Source organism: Mesorhizobium sp. M4B.F.Ca.ET.203.01.1.1, from assembly GCF_004791025.1.
GTDB lineage: Bacteria > Pseudomonadota > Alphaproteobacteria > Rhizobiales > Rhizobiaceae > Mesorhizobium > Mesorhizobium abyssinicae.
Genome location: NZ_SRUO01000005.1, coordinates 443,976 through 463,746, shown reverse-complemented (window position 1 = coordinate 463,746; position 19,771 = coordinate 443,976). Strand labels below are relative to the sequence as shown.

Below are 19,771 nucleotides of genomic sequence, written 5' to 3'. Positions count from 1 at the left end.
AGGAAAACGTGACAGCATTCGTTCTGAAGATAAATCGATTTACGATGGCCTTGGGCATCGCTCTGGCGATGTCGGCAGTAGGCGCCGCCAAGGCCGAGGACGGCGAATACGGCGTGCTGATGAAAACGCTTGCCAACCCGTTCTGGGGCGCGATGGGCCAGGGCGTAGAGGACGGCGCCAAGGAAGCCGGGGTGAAATATTTCCAGCAGGCCGCCGAGAGCGACCAGGCGGCCGAGCCGCAGCTCAACCTCTGCAACACGATGCTGGAGCGCAAGCCGGTGGCGATGATCACCGCGGCGATCAACTCGACCAACCTGTTGCCCTGCCTGAAGGCGGCGCAGGATGCCGGCATCAAGGTGGTCGACCTCGACGGCAATCTCGATCCGGCGGTGCTCGACAAGGAAGGCATCAAGATCACCTTCCGCATCGGCTCCGACAATGTCGCGGCCGGCGGACAGGGCGCAGAATATCTAGTCTCCAGGCTCGGTAAGGACGCCAAGGGTCCGGTGCTGGTGATCGAGGGCCTTTCCGGCAACATCACCGGTCAGAAACGCGCCACGGGTTTTGCCGACAAGCTCAAGGAACTGGCGCCGGGGCTGGAGATCGTTGCTTCGCTGCCCGGCGACTGGGATCGCGGCAAGGCGGCCTCGATCGCAACCGATACGCTGACCGCGCATCCTGACCTGGTCGCCATCTTCTCCGCCAATGACACCATGGCGCTCGGCGCTGTGGAATCGGTCTATGCGGCCGGCAAGGGTGAGCAGGTGACGATCATCGGCGTCGATGGCAATTCGGATGCGGTCAAGTCGATCAAGGAGGGCCGCCTCAACGCTTCGGTGGCACAGCTCCCCTATCTGGTCGGCAAGCAGGCGGTCGAGAACGTCAAGAAGGCGCTCGCCGGCGAGAAGGTCGAGGAGAGCATCGCCGTGCCTACCTTGGTGCTGACCAAGGAAATGCTCGACGCCGGCAAGGAGCCGATGCTGCAATATGTGAAGTGAGCTGGGAATAGGGAATAGGGAATAGGCAGTAGGCAGTAGGCAGTAGGGGAGTAAGCGGTTCGCATCGCTTCAGATCGCTCCTTAATCCACTACTGCCTAATCCCTACTGCCCTACTGCCTAACGGCCGCTCTCAAAGGTGCAAAGACATGGCTTCTGAACAGCCCGGTTTCTGGGCTCGGGTGCAGCGCGCATCCGTCGAACGGCTCCACATCAGGCTGGAGTCGCTGCTGGTGCTTGTGGCGCTGAGCGGGGCGATGGCGCTGCTGTCGCCGTTCTTCCTGTCGCTGAGCAATTTCCTCAACATCCTGCTCGCGACATCGACGATCGGCGTGCTGGCGATCGCCGCCACCTTCGTCATCGGCTCGGGCGGGCTCGACCTGTCGCTCGGCTCGGTCATGGGCCTTGCCGGCGTGGCGGGTGCCTTCGTCGCGGTCAATCTCGGCTGGCCGTCGGTCTTCGCGCTCATCGCCTGCATCCTGGCCGGCGGCCTTGCCGGCTACATCAACGGGCAGCTCGTCACCCGCGCCTTCGTGCCGGCCTTCATCGTCACGCTCGGCATGCTCGGCTTGGCGCGCGGCCTGGCGCTGGTCATCTCGCAAGGCAGGGCGATCTACGGGCTGCCGTCGGCGATCGTCTATATCGGGCAAGGGAGGCCGTTCGGCATCCCGATGCCGGTGATCATCCTGGTGCTGACGGCGATCGTCGCGCATTGCGTGCTCGCCTACACACGCTTCGGCCGCCACACGCTGGCGCTGGGCGACAGCGAGGGCGCGGCGCGCGCCGCGGGCATCCGCGTCGAGCACCATCGCCGCATCATCTATACGCTGTCCGGCGCGCTCGCCGGGCTCGCCGGCCTGCTGTTCACCGCCCGCGTCAATGCCGGCGACCCGACCGCCGGCATCAACTACGAGCTCACCGCCATCACCGCGGCGATCATCGGCGGCACCAACCTGTTCGGCGGCCGCGCCTCGATCCTCGGCACGATGATCGGCGCGCTGATCATGGGCGTCTTGCAGAACGGGCTGACGCTGCTTGCCGTGCAGTCCTATTACCAGCAGATGGCGATCGGCGCGGTGCTGATCCTTGCCGTCTTCATCGACCAGTACCAGGTTCGGAAGGAGTCGCGCGTATGACGCTTCTTTCGCTTCAAGGCATCCGCAAGAGCTTCGGCGCGGTCGACGTGCTGCACGGCGTCGACCTCAAGGTCGCTGCCGGCGAGGTGGTCGGGCTGGTCGGCGACAATGGCGCCGGCAAGTCGACGCTGATGAAGACCATCACCGGCATCTACCGTGCCGATTCCGGCTCGATCGAATTCGACGGCAAGGACATCCTTGGGCTCGACCCGGGCCAGCGGCGCGAGCTCGGCATCGAGATGATCTATCAGGACCTGTCGCTGGCCAAGCAGCAGGACGTGGCCTCGAACATCTTCCTCGGCCGCGAGCCGACGAAACGAGTGTTCGGCCTGTTTCCCGGTTTCGTCGACAAGGCGGCTATGGACCGCGAGGCGACGCGGATGATCGAGCGGCTCGGCGCGCGCCTGCCGTCGATCAACCGTTCGGTCGGCTCGTTCTCGGGCGGCCAGCAGCAGACGGTGGCGATCGCTCGCGCGCTGACCTTCAACCCGAAGCTCGTGATCATGGACGAGCCGACCGCTGCGCTTGCGGTGCGCGAGGTGCAGAGCGTGCTCGACCTGATCCGCCGGCTGCGGTCGGAAGGCATCGCCGTCATCCTGATCTCGCACCGGCTGAACGACGTGCTATCGGTCACCGACCGCATCGTCGTGCTGCGTCACGGCCGCGCCGATGCCGACCTCGTCACCAGCAAGACCAACATGAACGAAGTCGTCAGCCGCATCGTCGGCGGCGGCGATGTCAGCGCCGCGGCGGCGCACGAACAACGAGGCTAGAGCTCATGAACACTTTTGGACTGCACACTTTCGCCATCGCTCCGGTCTGGGACCTTGCCCGCATCGAGCCGCAGATGGACCGGCTGAAGGAACACGGCATCGGCCTGATGGAAATTCCGCTGCTGCGCCCTGAGGAGATCGACACCAAACGCACGCGGGGCTTCGCTACCCACTATGGCGTCGAGCTGATCCCGTCGCTCGGCCTGCCGCGTTCCCTCGACGTGGTCGAGCGACCGGACGAGGCGCTCGACTTCCTGCAGCCCGCCTTCAAGGTCTGCAACGAGGTCGGCAGCGAAGCGCTCGGCGGCGTCACCTACGGCACGATCGGCAAGACCACCGGCCGGGCGCCGACGCGCAAGGAGATCGACGGCATGTGCCGCTTCCTCGAACGGGCGGCGAAGTCGGCGAAGGCGCGCGGGCTGAAGCTCGGCATCGAGCCCTGCAACCGCTACGAGACGCATCTGATCAACCGCGGCATCGATGCGGCCCGGATCATCGAGCGCATCGGCGCCGACAACATCTTCATCCATCTCGACACCTATCACATGCATATCGAGGAGGAGAGCTTTGCCGCCGGCTTCGAGGCGGCCGCACCCTTCCTCGGCTATGTGCACGTGTCGGAAGCCAACCGCGGCGTGCCGGGGCGCGGCATGATCAACTGGGCGGCCTGCATGAAGGCGATCGCCGACATCGGCTACGAGGGGCCGATCACGCTCGAAAGCATGAACCATGTCGACGTCGACATCGCCGGCGGACTGGCGGTGTGGCGCCCGGTGACTGAAGACCCGCGCGACGTCATCGAGGTCGGCCTGCCGTTCCTGCGCGACGAGGCGAGGAAGGCAGGGCTGAGCCTCGGCAGATAGAAGGTCGCCAGGCTCTCCGTCAGAACGGGTAGTGCTGGCCGGGATCCTCGATCGTCACCCAGCGCAGGTCGGTGAATTCGGCGATCGAGGCCTTGCCGCCGAAGCGGCCGTAGCCGGAACCTTTGACGCCGCCGAACGGCATCTGCGCCTCGTCGCCGACGGTCGGGCCGTTGATGTGGCAGATGCCGGCCTGAATGCGGGCAGCGACCGCCATGGCGCGCTTGATGTCACGGCTGAAGACGGCCGACGACAGGCCGTATTCGGTGTCGTTAGCGACGCGCACCGCCTCGTCCTCGCCCTTGACGCGAATGACTGGCTTGACCGGCCCGAAGGATTCTTCGGCATAGACGCGCATCGAAGGCGTCACGTGATCAAGCAGCGTTGCGTCCACCACTGTGCCGGTACGCTTGCCGCCCGCGACGAGCTTCGCACCCTTGGCGACGGCGTCGGCGACCAGTTCCTCCATCTTGTCGGCGGCCTGGCTGCTGATCAGCGAGCCAAGCACGACATGGCCGCGCGGGTCGCCGGCCGGAAGCTGCGCGGCGCGGGCGGCAAGCTTGGCGACGAACTCGTCGGCGACCTTCTCGTCGACGATCAGCCGCTCCGTCGACATGCAGATCTGGCCCTGATGCATGAAGGCGCCGAAGGTCGCGGCGTTGACCGCCGCGTCGATGTCGGCATCGTCAAGCACAAGAAGCGGCGCCTTGCCGCCAAGCTCGAGCAGGGCCGGCTTGAGATGGCGCCCGGCGAGCTCGGCGATGATGCGGCCGACCTTGGTCGAGCCGGTGAAATTGACGCGCTTCACCGCCGGATGCGCGACGAGCGCCTCGACGATGCCGGCGGCATCCTTCGGGTCGTTGGTGACGACATTGACGACGCCCTTCGGCAGGCCGGCCTCGACCAGCACCTGGCCGATCAGGCGATGCGTGCCGGGGCACATCTCGGAGGCCTTGAGCACCACCGTGTTGCCGCAGGCGAGCGGCATCGCCAGCGCGCGGGTGCCGAGAATGACGGGTGCGTTCCAGGGCGCGATGCCGAGGCAGACGCCGGCCGGCTGGCGGATCGCCATGGCAAGCGTGCCCGGCTTGTCCGAGGGGATGATCTCGCCCGAGATCTGCGTCGTCATGGCGGCTGCCTCGCGCAGCATGTTGGCGGCCAGCATGACGTTGAAGCCGGCCCATGGCCCGGTCGCTCCGGTCTCCTCCATCATCAGCCTGGTGAATTCGCCGACCTTGGAGGCCATCACCTCGGCGGCCTTGGAAAGCAAAGCGCGGCGCTCGCCTGGGCCCGTCCGCGACCAGGCCGGGAAAGCCGCGGCAGCTGCGTCGACGGCGGCATTGGCGTCGGCGATGCTGGCGGCGGCGGCGCGCGTCGCCAGCTTGCCGGTGAAGGGGTCCAGGCGGTCGAAGGAAGCCTTGCCCGTTGCAGTCCTTTCGTCGCCGTCGATCAGAAGTCCGATATCCATTTGGTCTCTCCCTCGCCCCCGGCGGAGCGTTGCAAAAGTTGGAAATTAGAAGCCGAGCACCTCGGCGTTGATCGAGGCCTCGAGGCCGCCGTCGACCGGCACGTTGGCGCCGTTGATCCAGCGCGCGCCATCCGAGCACAGGAACAGCACGACCGGCGCGATATCGCCCGACGTGCCGGCACGACCCACTCGCGAAATATCGCTGTCGACGCGGTCGTCGCCGAGCACGGCGCGGAACTGCTTCAGGATCGGCGTCTCGACCGGGCCTGGGCTGACCGCATTAACGCGGATGCCGCGGCTCTTGAAACGCTCCTGATGCGCGGCGCGGAAGGTCCACAGCAGCAGAAGCTCCTTCGAGACCGGATAGCCTTCCTCGTTCTTGACCGCATGGTCGGCGACCACCCTGGCGACATCGGGAAAGCCCTCGGTGCCGATCATCGAAGCGGCGCGGTTGAGATTGGCGCGCCAGCCGAAGCCGGCGATCGAGGCGACGTTGACGATGGCGCCGCCTTCGCGAAGCTTCGGCGCCAGAGCCTCGGAAAGCGCACGCAGTCCGTAGAAATTGACGGCGAGCGTCGACACGGCGCCGGTGTTGCCGGAAAGGCCGGCGACGTTGCAGAGCGCATCGAGGCGCTGCGGCAGCCGTGCCACCAGTTCGTCGACGCCGGCCTTCGACGAGATGTCGGCCTTGACGAAGCTGCCAGCACTTGCTGCTGGCTCACGCACGTCGACGCCGATCACGTCGGCGCCAAGTTGACCGGCGAGTTCCGCCGTGCGGGCGCCGATGCCGGAGGCGACGCCGGTGATGAGGATGGTCTTGCCGAAAAGCATGGTCAGGCCTTCTCCCGAGATGTCGTTGTCTGTGCCGGCGAGGCCGTCTCGCCCGTCGTTAGGGTCGCGTTGACGGGAATCCTGACGCTATAGCCGACGGGCAGCAGCCGAAGCCCAAATCGCTCCTCCAGGGTTCCCCACAGGCCGCGCGGCAACAGCAGCGAGAAGGCGAGCGCTGTGGCGCCGAGGCCGATCAGGTACCAGACGCCGGCGCCGCCGAACCAGGTCTCGATGAGGAAGAAGAGCAAGGCGCCAAGGATTGCGCCCTCAAAGGTGCCGATGCCGCCGACCAGCACCATGAAGATCATGTAGGCCGTCCACTGGACGCTGAAGTAGGTCTTCGGCTGGAAGGTGATCGAGGTCGCCAGCCACAGCGCGCCGGCAATGCCGATGCCAAAGGCGGCGAGAACGAAAAGCAGCCGCTTGGTGCCGGTAACGCGCACCCCGACCGAGGCTGCCGCATCCTCGTTGTCGCGGATGGCGCGGATGGCGGCACCCGTGCTGCCGCGCAGCAGGCCGAACAGGACGGCAAGCAGGGCGGTCATCGACGCCAGCGCCAGCCAGTAGATCGCCACGCGTCTGGTCGAAGCGTCATAGACGTTGAGCGAGATCAGCGACGTGCCGGTCTCGCCCTGCACCAGCCGGTCGAGGTTGACGAGGAGATGGGTCAGCGCCGCGATCACCCACATGCCGATAGCGAACTCGCCGTTCCTGAGCCGCAGCATGAACAGCGAGATCGGCCAGGAGACAGCGCCGACGACGATCGCCGAAACGAAGAGCGCGACGAAGGGATTGAGGCCGGCATCCGCCAGCCGGATGCTGAAATAGGCGCCGAGGCCGAAGAACACTTGCTGGCCGACCGAGACCAGTCCGCCGAAACCGGCGAGCGCGTTCCACATCGCCGCGAGGATCACATAGATGAACAGCGCGGTCATGCGGTCGACGGCGCCTGCCGACAGGAATTGCGGCGCGATCGCCAGCAGCGCGATGATCAGGGCCACCGCGATCGCGGCAATGCGCGAGGCGGCGGTGCCGCGCTCGATGACAGGGGAGGCGGCGCTCATGATGCCTTCCCCGCGGGCAGGCGCAGCAGGCCGCGCAGGCCGAGGCCGGAGGTGGACAGGCGTATGAACAGCGCGATCAGGAACGCGACATGGCCGCCGATCAGGAAGCCCTGCGGATGCACCTGGGCGCCGAGCGTCTGGGCGAGCGCCAGCACGATGCCGCCGATCAGCGTGCCCCACAGTGAGCCGGCGCCGCCGATGACCGCCGCCTCGAAGGCGAACAGCAACTGCGGCGCGCCGGCATAGGGATCGAAGGTGGCGCGCATACCGAGGAAGGCGCCGGCGAGGCCGACCGTCACCATGGCGATGGATGCGGCGACCGCATTGGCGCGGCGCGCATCGATGCCGACCAGGCCGGCCGTATCAGGGTCCGCCGAGGTGGCGCGGATCGCGCGGCCAAGGCCGGTGCGGGTGAGGAAGAGCTGCAGCCCGCCAAGCAGCCCCACGGCGGTGACGAAGATGATGACCGCGAGCTTGCCGACATAGATGCTGCCTGGCCATTCCCAGGAATCGTAGGAGAGGCTGCCGATAAAGGGCGCCAGCGAGCGCGTGTCGGCGCCGAACTGCTCGAACAAGAGATTGTCGATGACGATTGCGAGGCCGAAGGTCGTTAGGATCGGCAACAGCGCACCGCCACGCGCGCTGCGTTCGAGCAGGAAGCGCTGCAAGGCCCAGCCGATCGCGGCCATCAGCGGCAGGACGATCAGCAGTCCAAGGAAGGGTGAAATGTGGAAGCGCGAGGCGAGCAGCCACAGCGCGAAGGCAGACAGCACGGCGAGGCTGCCATGGGCGAGGTTGATGATGCGCATCACCGAAAACATGAAGGAGAGGCCGCAGGCGATCAGCGCGTAGTAGCCGCCGAGCAGGATGCCCTGGACGATCTGGTTGGTCATGCCGGCACGCCTCCGGCGGCTTGCCGGTGCAGGCCGAAATAGGCCTTCGTCACTTCGTCGCGCGACACGCTCTTGCTGTCTCCCGCAAGCGCGATCCTTCCCTCCAGCATGCAGATGACCTTGTCGGAGACGGAGAGGGCACGGTTGAGATCCTGCTCGACCAGGATGATCGTCGTGCCGGAACTGATCAGGCCGTGCAGCGAGGCGTATACGCGGTCGACGACCAGCGGCGACAGGCCGAGCGAGACCTCGTCGAGCAGCAGCAATTCCGGATTGCTCATCAGCGCGCGGCCGATAGCGGTCGCCTGCTGCTCGCCGCCGGACAGATGGCCGGTCCTTGAATGGCGGCGCGGCTTGAGGTTGGGAAACGTGTCGAGCACCTTGTCGACGCTCCAGTCGCCGGGGCGGCCGGCCGTCTTGCCGAGCAGTAGGTTTTCCTCGACCGTCATCTCGACGAACAGTTTCCTGCCTTCGGGCACCAGCGCGATGCCCATGCCGACTCTGCTGTGCGAGGGCACCCCGGAGAGGTCGGCGCCGTCGAACCGCACGCGACCCGATGCCTGCGGATGCGCTCCGGCAATGGCGCGCAGCAGCGTCGTCTTGCCGGCGCCGTTGGCGCCGACCAGCGCCAGCGTCTCGCCGCGCTCGACGGTGAAGCTGACGCCGCGTACCGCCTGCAACAGGCCGTGGCGGACAACGAGATCCTCGACCGAAAGCAGGCTCATTTCGGGCCTCCGCCGAGATAGGCGCTGATCACCTGCGGGTTGGCCATTACCGCTTGCGGATCGCCGTCGGCGATGATCTTTCCGGCATCCATGCAGATCAGTCGCTCGGCCACCTGCAGCAGGATGTGGACGATGTGCTCGATCCAGACGATGCCGATCTTGCGGCGCCGCAATTCCCTGATGGTCTCGACCAACTCGCCGGCCTCGCCGTCGGTCAGGCCGCCGCCGATTTCGTCCAGCAGAAGCAGCGTCGGCCTGGCAGCGAGCGCCCGGGCGAGTTCCAGCCGCTTGCGGTCGAGCAGGCCGAGCGTCTCGGCGCGCCGGTTGGCAACGCCCAGCATGCCGCAGAGTTTCAGCGAGCCAAGCGCTTCCTCATAGGCTTCGTCGCGCTTGAGGCCGGCGCCATGCGAGGCGGCAACGAAGACGTTCTCAAAGGTGGTCATGCCGCCGAAAGGCTTCGGCACCTGATGCGTGCGCACGAGGCCGAGGCGGCAGCGCGCTGTGGCCGGCAGCGCGGTGACGTCGCCGCCTTTGAAGGCGACGGTGCCGGCACTGGGCGGATAGGCGCCGGACAGCACGCTGAGCAATGTCGTCTTGCCGGCGCCGTTCGGGCCGACAATGCCGACCGCCTCGTCGGCTCCCATGGCGAAGTCGATGTCGTCGAGCACCACCAGCGCGCCGAAGCGCTTGTGGATGCCGGCGGCATCGAGGATCGCAGCGTTGGGCAAAATGGTCACGATGCGAACCCCGTCAGCAGTCCAATCAGCCGTTGTACGGCTGCAGCTTGGCTTCGACCGGCACCTTCGGGTCGGTGGCGTTTTCGGTCACGACATAATCGAGCGGGAACTTGCTGCCTTCCTTCGCCGCCACCCACTGCGTGCCGATGATCGGGCCGGGCGAGACGTTGGCGACGGGGCCGCTGGTGAAATCGACCTTGCCGATCATCGTCTCGGTGTTGAGCGCGCTCAGCGCCTTGGCGACCGCCGCCTTGTCCTTGGCGTCGGTGCTGGACTTCAGCGCTTCGAAGCCGGCGTCGAGCAGCGACATCGTGGCGCCGAGCTGCTGCGTCCACTGCTTGCCGCTCGCCGCTTCGTAGCCGTCGGCCAGCTCGGTCCCGGAAACACCAGTGAGCGGCGACTTGTAGGGGAAGGCCTTGTGCCAGTAAGCGGCGCTCGCAATCTTCATGCCGAGGTCGCCGAGCGCCTCGATGTCGGACGGGAACAGGCCGGTCTTGGCGACCTGGGCGATCTTGATCTGCCGGGTCAGGCCCTGCTGCGCCGCCTGGCGCCAGAAGGCGGCGAAATCCGGCGGGATCGGGAAGGAATTGAAGATCTCGACGCCTTCCTGCTTGAACAGCGCGATCTGCGAGGAATAGTCGGTGGTGCCGGTCTCGTAGGCGCCGGGGTCGACGATGGTGAAGCCCTGCTTGGCGAGCAGCGGCGCAAGATGGGCACGGATGGCATTGCCGTCGGCGTCGTTCGGATACATGACGCCGACCTTCTTGTTGGTCTCGATCAGATTCCACTGCGAGACATAGGCCTTGAAGAATTCGTCGACGCCGAAGCCGAAATGATAGGTCCATTTGAACGGCGAAGGCTGGCCCGGCTTGGCGCCGCGGCCGAAATACCAGGCTTCCCACGGCATGACGGTGGACAGGCAAGGTACGCCGGCCGCTTCGCAAGCATCGGCTACGGGGTTGATCACCTCAGGCGTCGAGACGGCGAGCATCAGGTCGATGGCCTGGTTGTTGATCAGGTCCTTGGCGAGTTGGCCGGCGCGGGAGGGATCGGATTGCGTATCCTGATCGAGGATCTCGACACTGTATTTCTTGCCGCCGAGCTCGATGCCATTGGCGAGCGCCTTGCGGGCGAGGTCGAGCACGTAGCCGTCGGTCTCGCCGAAACCGCCGAGAGGCCCGGTGCGCGGGCTGACGAAGCCGACCTTCAGGGTGTCCGCGGCCTGCGCGAAGGCCTTGCCGCGGCCGAGCGCAAGAGCCGCGCCGCCGGCCACCGAAGTGGCAATGAACTGGCGTCGCGACATGCCGGCGACAACGGGTTTGCTGCCGATAGTCCTGGTCATCTGCTCCTCCCTCCGTGGCCGTCCCCGTATGGGCCGGTACCGGTTTTCCGGTGCCGCCAGACAGGGCTCGGCCTTGATCCTCCACGGTCACATTGCACTAGCGGTTTGGTTCGGTAAAATGATATTTTGCGGTGTTTCATTAACCCATAGGTTACGAAAGGCCACGCCGAACGGAGTCCGTTGTCAGGCGTTATGCCGCGCCGCCTCGCGGATCGTCTGCAGCAGGATGGAAAAGGCCGGCGAGGGGGCAGTGTCGGTGCGCATGGTCAGGCCGACCGGTCCCTTGGTCTCCTCGGTGTCGACCGGCAAGGCGACGAAGGCGCCGCTGGCGATCTCGTTGGCGACGACGCCGGCCGAGATGATCCACACCGCGTTGCTCTGGCGCATGAAGGAACGGCCGAAGGAATCCGAAACGGTCTCGATTTCGGTGGCCGGCGCGGTCATGCCATTGGTGATGAACAGGCGGTCGACGAAGGGGCGGATGACGGACTCCCGCGTCGGCATCAGCACAGGGAATTCGTCGAGGCGGGCGAAGATGTCCGCCCCCGGTTCCGACAGCGGGTGTCCGGCCCGCACCACGAACAACACCTGTTCGGAATAGAGATGCTCGAAGAAGAAGCCGGTCATGTGCTCCGGCGCCGCCAGCCGGCCGACGACGAGATCGAGCGCGCCGACGCGCAGCTGTTCCAGCAGCACCGCGTTCTCGCCGGTGACGATCTTGAGGGCGGCGCCCGTGTTCTCCCCGAGGAACAGGCTCATGGCGAGCGGCATCACCCGCGCCGACACCGTCGGCAAGGCACCGATGCGGATCGGATGGCGGTTGATGGCGCCGTCCTGGCGGACGGAATCGACGCCGCGCTTCAGTGCCGTGATCGCCGTGCCGGCATGGCCGAGGAAGATCTCGCCGAGCCGCGTGACGCGGATGCCGCGGCCGTCGCGCTCGACGACGGCGATGCCGAGCGCCTCTTCCAGCTCGCGCAAGGTCTTGGTCACGGCCGGGGCGCTGACATGCAGGAACTCGGCCGCCCTTGCCACGCTGCCTTGTCGCGCCACTTCGAGAAACGCTTGCAGGTGTCGGAAGCGGATGCGGCTTTCGGCCATGGTTCGATAACCTCGGAGTTAATGAAACGCCGCAAAATATCATTTTACCGAACCAAATACCTAGTGCAAGCTAACATCGGAGGATCGAAATCGTGCCATTCGTCAGCATTGGCGGCGTTACGCTGCACCACCGCTACAGGCCGGGGACTGGCAATGCGTGCCCGATCATATTCATGAATTCGCTGGGGACCGACTTCCGGATCTGGGACGAAATTGTCTCGCTGCTCGGCGATGAAATGCCGACGCTCGTCTATGACAAGCGCGGGCACGGGCTGTCCGACATCGGCGGCGTCAGCTCGATCGACGATCATGTCGATGACCTCTGCGGCCTCGTCGATCACTTCGGCCTTGCCAAGGTCGTGCTGTGCGGCCTGTCGGTCGGCGGCCTGATCGCGCAGGGCTTCCATGCGCGGCGCCCCGAAAGCGTCGAGGCCCTCATCCTGAGCGATACGGCGCACAAGATCGGCACGGCCGACAGCTGGAACACACGCATCGCGACGGTCGAAAGCAAAGGCATCCAGGAGATCGCCGACGCCGTGCTCAAGCTGTGGTTCACCCCTGCCTTCCACGCGGAGCGTTCGGCCGATCTCGACGGCTGCTGGAACATGCTGACCAGGCAGCCGCTCGCCGGCTATATCGGCACCTGCGCTGCCGTTCGCGATGCTGACTTCACCGAGGCCGCGCGCCGCATCGCGGTGCCGACGCTTTGCGTCGTCGGCGACCAGGACGGCTCGACGCCGCCCGACCTCGTGCGCTCGCTTGCCGATCTCATCCCTGGCGCGCGCTTCGAGATGATCCGCAATGCCGGCCACATTCCCTGCGTCGAGCAGCCCGGGCCGTTTACCAGGCTGATCCGCGATTTCGTCGCATCGCTTCCCAGCGGAAAACAAATCCATGGATGACATTTCCAAGAACACAACCCGATACCGGACCGGACTTGAGGTCCGGCGATCCGTACTCGGCGATCCCCATGTCGACCGGGCCGAGGATGCGGCCACCGATTTCGACCGGCCGTTTCAGCACCTGATCACCGAGGCCGCGTGGGGAACGGTGTGGGCGCGGCCGGGCTGGTCGAAGCGCGAGCGCTCGATCGTGACGCTGGCGCTGCTTGCGGCACTCGGCCATGACGAGGAGGTGGCCATGCATGTGCGCGCCACCGCCAACACCGGCGCATCGCGCGACGATATCTGCGAAGCCTTTCTGCATGTCGCGATCTATGCCGGCGTGCCGGCCGCAAACCGCGCCTTCAGGATCGCCAAGGAGGTGTTCGCGCAGATGGACGAGAATGCCCATGCCTGAGCCGGGCTCCAACCGGGCGCCGGAGACCGGCGCCTTCTTCCAGCGCGATCGCCTTTGGCATCCGACGGCGCTGACGCCCGCCTATAAGAGCTCGGTGCTGCGCTCGCCGCAAAAGGCACTGCTTTCCTTCGACAATACGCTGTCGGAACTCACCGGCCCGGTGTTCGGGCACGCCATGCTCGGCGAATTGGACAACGACCTGATCCATAATTTCGCCACGCCTGGCGAGAGCGCCATCGGCGAGCGCATCATCGTGCATGGACGGGTGCTCGACGAACGGGGCAAGGGCGTGCCGGGCGTGCTGCTTGAATTCTGGCAAGCGAATGCCGGCGGCCGCTACCGCCACAAGAAGGACGGCTATCTGGCGCCGCTCGATCCGAATTTTGGCGGCTGCGGCCGCACCATCACCGGCGATGACGGCGGCTACGCCTTTCGCACCGTCAGGCCGGGACCCTATCCGTGGCCGAACGGTCCGAACGACTGGCGCCCTGCCCATATCCATTTTTCGGTGTTCGGCAAGGGTTTCGCGCAGCGGCTGATCACGCAGATGTATTTCGAAGGCGATCCGCTGATCTGGCGCTGCCCGATCGTCGGCGGCATTTCCGACAAGGCAGCCATCGAAGCGCTGATTGCAACCCTCGACATGCAGTCGACGATCCCGATGGACGCGCTCGCCTACAAGTTCGATATCGTGCTGCGCGGACGTCGCTCGACGCTGTTCGAGAACAGGCCGGAGGGCAATTGATGGCGCAATCGCTCGACCGGCTGAAGGAAAGCCCTTCGCAGACCGCGGGACCCTACGTTCATATCGGGCTGACGCCGAATTTCTGCGGCATCGGCGGCGTCTATGAGAGCGATCTTGGCTCGTGCATGGTCAACGGTGAGACCAGGGGCGAGCGCATCGAGCTGCGTATCCGCGTTTTCGACGGCGCCGGCGCGCCGCTCAAGGACGCGCTGATCGAGATCTGGCAGGCCGATGCCAGCGGGTTCTACAATTCGCCGGCCGAATTGCGCGGCGCGGCCGATCCGAACTTTTTGGGCTGGGGCCGGCAGCCGACCGACATGGAAACGGGCGCCTGCCTGTTCCAGACGATCAAGCCAGGCCGCGTGCCGTTCCGCGACGGGCGGCTGATGGCGCCGCACATCACGCTGTGGATCGTGGCGCGCGGCATCAATATCGGCCTCCATACCCGGCTCTATTTCTCGGACGAGGAAAAGGCCAATGGCGAGGATCCGATCCTTGCCCGCATCGAGCATCGCTTGCGCGTCCCGACGCTGATCGCCGAGCGCCAGGGCGACACCTACGTCTTCGATGTCCACCTGCAGGGCGACAAGGAGACGGTCTTCTTCGACAGCTGACCGGCCTGAACATGACCGTATCGCCCTTCGATCATCCGCTGCTTTCGGCTCTCCTTGGCGACGAGGAAGCGGCAAGGCATTTTTCCGTGGAAACCGACATCGACGCGATGCTGGCTTTCGAGCGCGCCCTGGCCGAGGCCGAGGCCGAGTGCGGCGTGATTTCCAACGACGCCGCAACGGCAATCGGCTCGGCTCTGACCTCGTTCCGGCCCGACACGGCCAGGCTCAGGGCCGGCGTCGCCAGGGACGGGGTCGTGGTGCCGGAGCTGGTACGCCAGATCAAGGCCGCCGTCGGCGAACCGCACAATGCGTTCGTTCATTTCGGCGCGACCAGCCAGGACGTCATCGATAGCTCGCTGGTGCTGCGGCTGAGCGGGGCGGTCGACCATATCGGCCTGCTGCTCAGCGAAAACATCGTGCGGCTTGCGGGCCTCGAACAGGATTTCGGGGGCAGGGCGCTGATGGCGATGACGCGCATGCAGCCGGCAATCCCGATCACGGTTGGAGATCGGATCGCCTCATGGCGGGCGCCGCTCGAGCGCCACCAACTCAGGTTGAAGGAACAGTCCGCGCGTCTGCTCGTCGTCCAGTTCGGCGGCGCGGCTGGCACGCTCGATAGACTCGGCGACAAGGCTGCGCCCGTGCGGGCGGCCCTTGCCGCAAAACTCGGCCTTGGCGATGCGGCGCAATGGCATAGCCAGCGCGACGCGCTGGCCGATTTCGCCGGCTGGCTGTCGCTGGTGACCGGCAGTCTCGGCAAGTTCGGCCAGGACATCGCGCTGATGGCGCAAGGTGGCATGGACATCAAGCTGTCCGCGGGCGGCGGCTCGTCGGCGATGCCGCACAAGCAGAACCCGGTGAAGGCGGAGGCGCTGGTGGCCCTTGGCCGCTTCAACGCCACCCAGCTTGCCGGCATGCACCAGGCGCTGGTGCACGAACAGGAGCGCTCTGGCGCCGCCTGGACACTGGAATGGCTGATCCTGCCGCAGATGGTGGTGGCGACAGCGGGAGCACTCCGGCTCGCCGCGGAGCTTGCCGGACAGATCGAAAGCCTCGGACACTGATGCGTACACAGGTTGCTATCATCGGCTCGGGCCCATCCGGCCTGCTGCTCGGCCAGTTGCTCGCCACCATCGGTGTCGAGACGGTCATTCTCGAACGGTCGAGCCGGGAGCATGTGCTCGGCCGCGTGCGCGCCGGCGTGCTGGAGCAAGGCACGGTCGACCTGCTCGGCGAGGCCGGCGCCGCGGACAGGCTGCACGCCGAAGGCCTGCCGCATGCCGGCATCTCGCTCGCCTTCGACGGTCGCCTGCACCGCATCGACCTCACGGCGCTCACCGGCGGCAAGCATGTCACCGTCTACGGCCAGACCGAGGTGACGCATGATCTGATGGACAAGCGCGAGGCGGCGGGGCTGGTCACCGTCTACGAAGCCGCCAATGTCGCGCTTCACGATTTCGATGGCACGGCGCCTTTCGTCACCTATGACAAGGACGGTGTCGGCCACCGCATCGACTGCGACTTCATCGCCGGCTGCGACGGCTATCACGGCGTCAGCCGCCGCTCGGAGGGCGCGCTGAAGACCTTCGAGCGGACCTATCCGTTCGGCTGGCTGGGCGTGCTGGCGGAGGTGCCGCCGGCCGACCACGAGCTGGTCTACGCCAATCACGAGCGCGGCTTTGCGCTGTGCTCGATGCGCTCGCCGCACCGCAGCCGCTACTATGTGCAGTGCCCGGCGGACGAGCGCGTCGAGGCCTGGTCCGACGACCGTTTCTGGGACGAGTTGCGCCGGCGCTTGCCGCCGCAGACGGCCGCCGCCGTCACCACCGGGCCGTCTTTCGAAAAGTCGATCGCGCCGCTGCGCTCCTTCGTCGCCGAGCCGATGCGCTTCGGAAAGCTGTTCCTGGTCGGCGACGCGGCCCATATCGTGCCGCCGACCGGCGCCAAGGGCCTCAACCTTGCCGCCAGCGACGTGCGCTATCTCTTTGCCGGGCTTCGCGAATTCTATCGCGAGAGGTCGCAGGCGGGGCTCGATGCCTATTCAGCCAAAGCGCTGGCGCGGGTTTGGAAAGCGGTACGTTTCTCGTGGTGGATGACGACGATCCTGCACCGTTTTCCCGAGACGGGCGAATTCGGCCAGCGCATCCAGGAAGCCGAGCTCGACTATCTCGTGCATTCCAAAGCGGCGTCTACCGCTCTGGCGGAGAATTACGTCGGCCTGCCGTATTGATCGGCAAGGCCCGTCAAACCCGCTCCAGCGCGATCGCAATACCCTGGCCGACGCCGATGCACATGGTTGCGAGCGCATAGCGGCCGCCGCGCTCGCGAAGCTCCAGCGCCGCCGTGCCGGTAATGCGGGCGCCCGACATGCCGAGCGGGTGGCCGAGCGCGATCGCACCGCCATTCGGGTTGACGTGCGCGGCGTCCTCGGCGATGCCGAGCTGGCGCAGCACCGCGATGCCCTGCGAGGCGAAGGCCTCGTTGAGCTCGACGACGTCGAACCGCTCGGGCGTCAGGCCGAGGCGGGCGCAGAGTTTCTTCGTTGCCGGCGCCGGGCCGATGCCCATGATGCGCGGCGCAACGCCGGCGGCAGCACCGCCAAGGATGCGGGCGACCGGCGTCAGGCCGTGTTTCTTCGCGGCTGCTTCCGAAGCGATGACGAGGGCGGCCGCGCCGTCATTGACGCCGGAAGCATTGCCGGCGGTCACCGTGCCGCCCTGGCGGAACGGCGTCGGCAGTTTGGCCAGCGCCTCGATGGTGGTGCCGGCGCGTGGATGCTCGTCCTTGCCGACCACGATCGCGTCGCCCTTCCTTTGCGGGATCGTCACCGGCGTGATCTCCTTCGCCAGCCGGCCATTGGCTTGCGCCGCCACAGCCTTGTCCTGGCTGCGCACGGCAAAGGCATCCTGGTCGGCGCGCGAAACGGCAAAGTCCTCGGCAACGTTTTCGCCCGTTTCCGGCATGGAATCGACGCCATACTGTTTCTTCATCAGCGGGTTGACGAAGCGCCAGCCGATGGTGGTGTCGTGGATCTCGGCGTTGCGCGAGAAGGCGGTGTCAGCCTTGGGCATGACGAAGGGCGCGCGGCTCATCGACTCGACACCACCGGCGATCATCAGCTCGGCCTCGCCGGCCTTGATGGCGCGCGCCGCGATGGTGACGGCATCCATGCCCGAGCCGCAGAGGCGGTTGACGGTGGAGCCCGGAATGTCCTGGGGCAGGCCTGCGAGCAGCAGCGCCATACGGGCGACGTTGCGGTTGTCCTCGCCTGCCTGGTTGGCGCAGCCATAGACGATGTCGTCGACGGCAGCCCAATCGACACCCGTGTTGCGCTCGACCAAAGCCTTCAAGGGTATGGCGCCGAGATCATCGGCGCGCACCGAGGAGAGCGCGCCGCCAAAGCGGCCGATCGGCGTGCGGATGTAGTCGCAGATGAAGGCGTCGGTCATCTATGCAGCTTTCCCCTTGGCGGTCCCCTCATGCGCCGCCTTGGTGCGGGCCTGAAGATCGCGCAATGTCGTCAGCTCGAGTTCCGTCGGCGCCGGCGTCTCGTCAAGAGCCTCGGCAAATCTTACCACCCAGCCACAGGTCGCCTGCACCTGTTCGCGGGTCACGCCTGGATGCAACGACACGACGGTGAATTCCTTGGTGACCGGATCCGGCTTCCAAATCGCAAGGTCGGTGATCAAAAGCGTCGGGCCGGCCGTATCGATGCCGAGCCGCTTGCGGTGATCGCCGCCCTCGCCATGGCCGAAGGAGGTGAAGAAGTCGATCTTTTCGACCATGCCGCGTTTCGATTGCGCCATGGTGATGTAAACCTCTTTTGAAGAGGTGGCGATCTCCGGCGCGCCGCCGCCACCGGGAAGGCGCGTTTTCGGGTGCGCGTAGTCGCCGATGACGGTGGTGTTGATGTTGCCGAACCTGTCGAGCTGGGCCGCGCCGAGGAAGCCGATGGAGATGCGGCCGCCCTGCAGCCAGTAGCGGAACATCTCCGGCACCGCGACGGTGGTGACTGCTGTCTCGCACAGTTCGCCGTCACCGATTGACAGCGGCAGCACGTCGGGCGCGGTGCCGATGGTGCCGCTCTCATAGATCAGCGTGATGTCCGGCGCATGGGTGAGCCGCGCGACGTTGCAGGCGGCCGATGGCGCGCCGATGCCGACGAAGCAGACGTCGTCATTCTTCAGCGCGCGGCTGGCGGCGATCGTCATCATTTCGTTGGGCGTGAAGCCCAAATTTCCGGCGTCGCTCATGCGGCTTTCCTCAGATGTTCGACGCGGGCGGCGAAGTCGTCGGCGCTGCCCTCGATGACGTTCTTCTGCATCCATGCCTGGAAGCGGTCGCGGTCGGCGGCGACCTCGTCCCATTCGAGATAGGCGGCGTTGTCGCGCGCATAGTAGCCGTGTGCGTAGGACGGATGCGAGCCGCCCGGCACGACCGAGATGGCCGATATCGTCCAGCTCGGCAGAACGGTGAGGTTGGGGTGGAGATCGTCGAAATTGTCGACCACTTCCTCGACCGTCACCACGGCGCGCCTGGCTGCGAGCACGGCTTCCTTCTGGATGCCGATGATGCCTTCGACCAGCACATTGCCTTTGCGGTCGGCCTTCTGCGCATGGATGAAGCTGACGTCGGGCCGGATCGATGGAACGGCGGCGAGCACTTCGCCACTGAAGGGGCAGGTGAGCGACCTTATGTTAGGGTTGACCGAAGCGAGGCCGGCGCCGCGATAGCCGCGGAAGATAGCGCAAGGCAGGCCGGCAGCACCCGCCTCATAGGCGTTGGCCATGCCGGCGTGGCTGTGCTCTTCGATCTCGATCGCGCGCGGAAAGCCATTCTCGATGGCGTCGCGGGCGCGCCGCAACAGGCCGACGCCGGGATTGCCGACATAGGAGAAGATGATCTTTCTCGCCATGCCCATGCCGATCATCTGGTCGTAGATCAGGTCAGGCGTCATGCGGATCAAAGTGAGATCACGGAAGCCCTGGCGGATGGCTTCGTGCGCGGCTGCGGTCGGGATCAGATGGGTGAAACCCTCGAATGCGGCCGTATCGCCGTCGTGCAGGTTCTCTGCGACAGCCTCCTTCAGCGGCAGGAACTTCACCATGCTTGGGCTCCGGCGTTGGCAAGAAAGTTCGCATTGCGAACATATGTTTTATATGAGATACTTTCTAATCTTGCCCTGAC

21 protein-coding genes are annotated in these 19,771 nt (G+C 66.0%); 10 read left to right on the top strand and 11 right to left on the bottom strand.

The window, feature by feature from the left end:
- Positions 1-8 precede the first annotated feature (8 nt).
- The 4 genes from EN846_RS14815 (at position 9) to EN846_RS14800 (ending at position 3,768) form a co-directional block, all read left to right on the top strand.
- Complete coding sequence (locus EN846_RS14815; RefSeq protein WP_245493492.1) at positions 9-998, top strand: substrate-binding domain-containing protein; 990 nt, start codon at positions 9-11, stop codon at positions 996-998.
- Positions 999-1,145: 147 nt separating this feature from the next.
- On the top strand, positions 1,146-2,132 hold the full coding sequence (locus EN846_RS14810) for an ABC transporter permease (RefSeq protein ID WP_127311935.1): 987 nt from the start codon (positions 1,146-1,148) through the stop codon (positions 2,130-2,132).
- Entirely contained in the window at positions 2,129-2,905 is a 777-nt protein-coding gene (locus EN846_RS14805) for an ATP-binding cassette domain-containing protein (protein ID WP_127311936.1), read from the top strand. Before EN846_RS14810 ends, EN846_RS14805 begins: the two co-directional genes overlap by 4 nt.
- A 5-nt stretch (positions 2,906-2,910) precedes the next feature.
- Entirely contained in the window at positions 2,911-3,768 is an 858-nt protein-coding gene (locus EN846_RS14800; RefSeq protein WP_128347139.1) for a sugar phosphate isomerase/epimerase family protein, read from the top strand.
- A gap of 19 nt (positions 3,769-3,787) precedes the next feature.
- Here EN846_RS14800 and EN846_RS14795 read toward each other — a convergent pair whose 3' ends face one another.
- The 8 genes from EN846_RS14795 to pcaQ form a co-directional block, all read right to left on the bottom strand.
- Positions 3,788-5,233, bottom strand: a complete 1,446-nt coding sequence (locus EN846_RS14795) for an aldehyde dehydrogenase (protein ID WP_135858660.1) — start codon at positions 5,231-5,233, stop codon at positions 3,788-3,790.
- Between the two features lie 45 nt (positions 5,234-5,278).
- Positions 5,279-6,064: a coniferyl-alcohol dehydrogenase gene (locus EN846_RS14790; protein ID WP_127390950.1), complete on the bottom strand. Its 786-nt coding sequence runs from the start codon at positions 6,062-6,064 to the stop codon at positions 5,279-5,281.
- A gap of 2 nt (positions 6,065-6,066) precedes the next feature.
- Entirely contained in the window at positions 6,067-7,128 is a 1,062-nt protein-coding gene (locus EN846_RS14785; RefSeq protein WP_127390951.1) for a branched-chain amino acid ABC transporter permease, read from the bottom strand.
- Complete coding sequence (locus EN846_RS14780; RefSeq protein WP_127390952.1) at positions 7,125-8,021, bottom strand: branched-chain amino acid ABC transporter permease; 897 nt, start codon at positions 8,019-8,021, stop codon at positions 7,125-7,127. The genes EN846_RS14785 and EN846_RS14780 overlap by 4 nt, the downstream gene beginning before the upstream one ends.
- Positions 8,018-8,746, bottom strand: coding sequence for an ABC transporter ATP-binding protein (locus tag EN846_RS14775; protein WP_127390953.1), 729 nt, complete (start codon positions 8,744-8,746; stop codon positions 8,018-8,020). The genes EN846_RS14780 and EN846_RS14775 overlap by 4 nt, the downstream gene beginning before the upstream one ends.
- Positions 8,743-9,477, bottom strand: a complete 735-nt coding sequence (locus EN846_RS14770; RefSeq protein ID WP_281015716.1) for an ABC transporter ATP-binding protein — start codon at positions 9,475-9,477, stop codon at positions 8,743-8,745. Before EN846_RS14770 ends, EN846_RS14775 begins: the two co-directional genes overlap by 4 nt.
- A gap of 31 nt (positions 9,478-9,508) precedes the next feature.
- Positions 9,509-10,825, bottom strand: coding sequence for an ABC transporter substrate-binding protein (locus EN846_RS14765; RefSeq protein ID WP_127390955.1), 1,317 nt, complete (start codon positions 10,823-10,825; stop codon positions 9,509-9,511).
- A 183-nt stretch (positions 10,826-11,008) separates the two neighbouring features.
- Positions 11,009-11,926, bottom strand: coding sequence for a pca operon transcription factor PcaQ (pcaQ, locus tag EN846_RS14760; RefSeq protein ID WP_127390956.1), 918 nt, complete (start codon positions 11,924-11,926; stop codon positions 11,009-11,011).
- A 92-nt stretch (positions 11,927-12,018) separates the two neighbouring features.
- Here pcaQ and pcaD point away from each other — a divergent pair, with 92 nt between their 5' ends.
- Genes pcaD through pobA form a run of 6 tightly spaced genes read left to right on the top strand, consistent with a single transcriptional unit; the run spans position 12,019 to position 16,814 of the window.
- On the top strand, positions 12,019-12,828 hold the full coding sequence (gene pcaD, locus EN846_RS14755) for a 3-oxoadipate enol-lactonase (protein WP_127390957.1): 810 nt from the start codon (positions 12,019-12,021) through the stop codon (positions 12,826-12,828).
- Positions 12,821-13,225 carry a 4-carboxymuconolactone decarboxylase gene (pcaC, locus tag EN846_RS14750; RefSeq protein WP_127390958.1) on the top strand — a complete coding sequence of 135 codons (405 nt, stop codon included), beginning with the start codon at positions 12,821-12,823 and terminating at the stop codon, positions 13,223-13,225. Before pcaD ends, pcaC begins: the two co-directional genes overlap by 8 nt.
- The gene (pcaH, locus tag EN846_RS14745; RefSeq protein WP_127390959.1) at positions 13,218-13,970 is read left to right on the top strand and encodes a protocatechuate 3,4-dioxygenase subunit beta; all 753 of its coding nucleotides are present in this window, start codon (positions 13,218-13,220) and stop codon (positions 13,968-13,970) included. The genes pcaC and pcaH overlap by 8 nt, the downstream gene beginning before the upstream one ends.
- Positions 13,970-14,584 carry a protocatechuate 3,4-dioxygenase subunit alpha gene (pcaG, locus tag EN846_RS14740; protein WP_127390960.1) on the top strand — a complete coding sequence of 205 codons (615 nt, stop codon included), beginning with the start codon at positions 13,970-13,972 and terminating at the stop codon, positions 14,582-14,584. The genes pcaH and pcaG overlap by 1 nt, the downstream gene beginning before the upstream one ends.
- Positions 14,585-14,595: 11 nt before the next feature.
- On the top strand, positions 14,596-15,648 hold the full coding sequence (locus EN846_RS14735) for a 3-carboxy-cis,cis-muconate cycloisomerase (RefSeq protein ID WP_127390961.1): 1,053 nt from the start codon (positions 14,596-14,598) through the stop codon (positions 15,646-15,648).
- Positions 15,648-16,814, top strand: a complete 1,167-nt coding sequence (gene pobA / locus EN846_RS14730; RefSeq protein WP_127390962.1) for a 4-hydroxybenzoate 3-monooxygenase — start codon at positions 15,648-15,650, stop codon at positions 16,812-16,814. Before EN846_RS14735 ends, pobA begins: the two co-directional genes overlap by 1 nt.
- 13 nt (positions 16,815-16,827) lie before the next feature.
- On the opposite strand, the gene pcaF is transcribed toward pobA, so the two are convergent.
- From pcaF to EN846_RS14715, 3 genes are read right to left on the bottom strand one after another with little or no spacing between them, the layout of a single operon-like run.
- Positions 16,828-18,033, bottom strand: coding sequence for a 3-oxoadipyl-CoA thiolase (gene pcaF / locus EN846_RS14725; protein ID WP_127390963.1), 1,206 nt, complete (start codon positions 18,031-18,033; stop codon positions 16,828-16,830).
- Positions 18,034-18,837, bottom strand: coding sequence for a CoA-transferase subunit beta (locus tag EN846_RS14720; RefSeq protein WP_127390964.1), 804 nt, complete (start codon positions 18,835-18,837; stop codon positions 18,034-18,036).
- Entirely contained in the window at positions 18,834-19,691 is an 858-nt protein-coding gene (locus EN846_RS14715) for a CoA transferase subunit A (RefSeq protein ID WP_127390965.1), read from the bottom strand. Before EN846_RS14715 ends, EN846_RS14720 begins: the two co-directional genes overlap by 4 nt.
- Between the last annotated feature and the right edge of the window lie 80 nt (positions 19,692-19,771).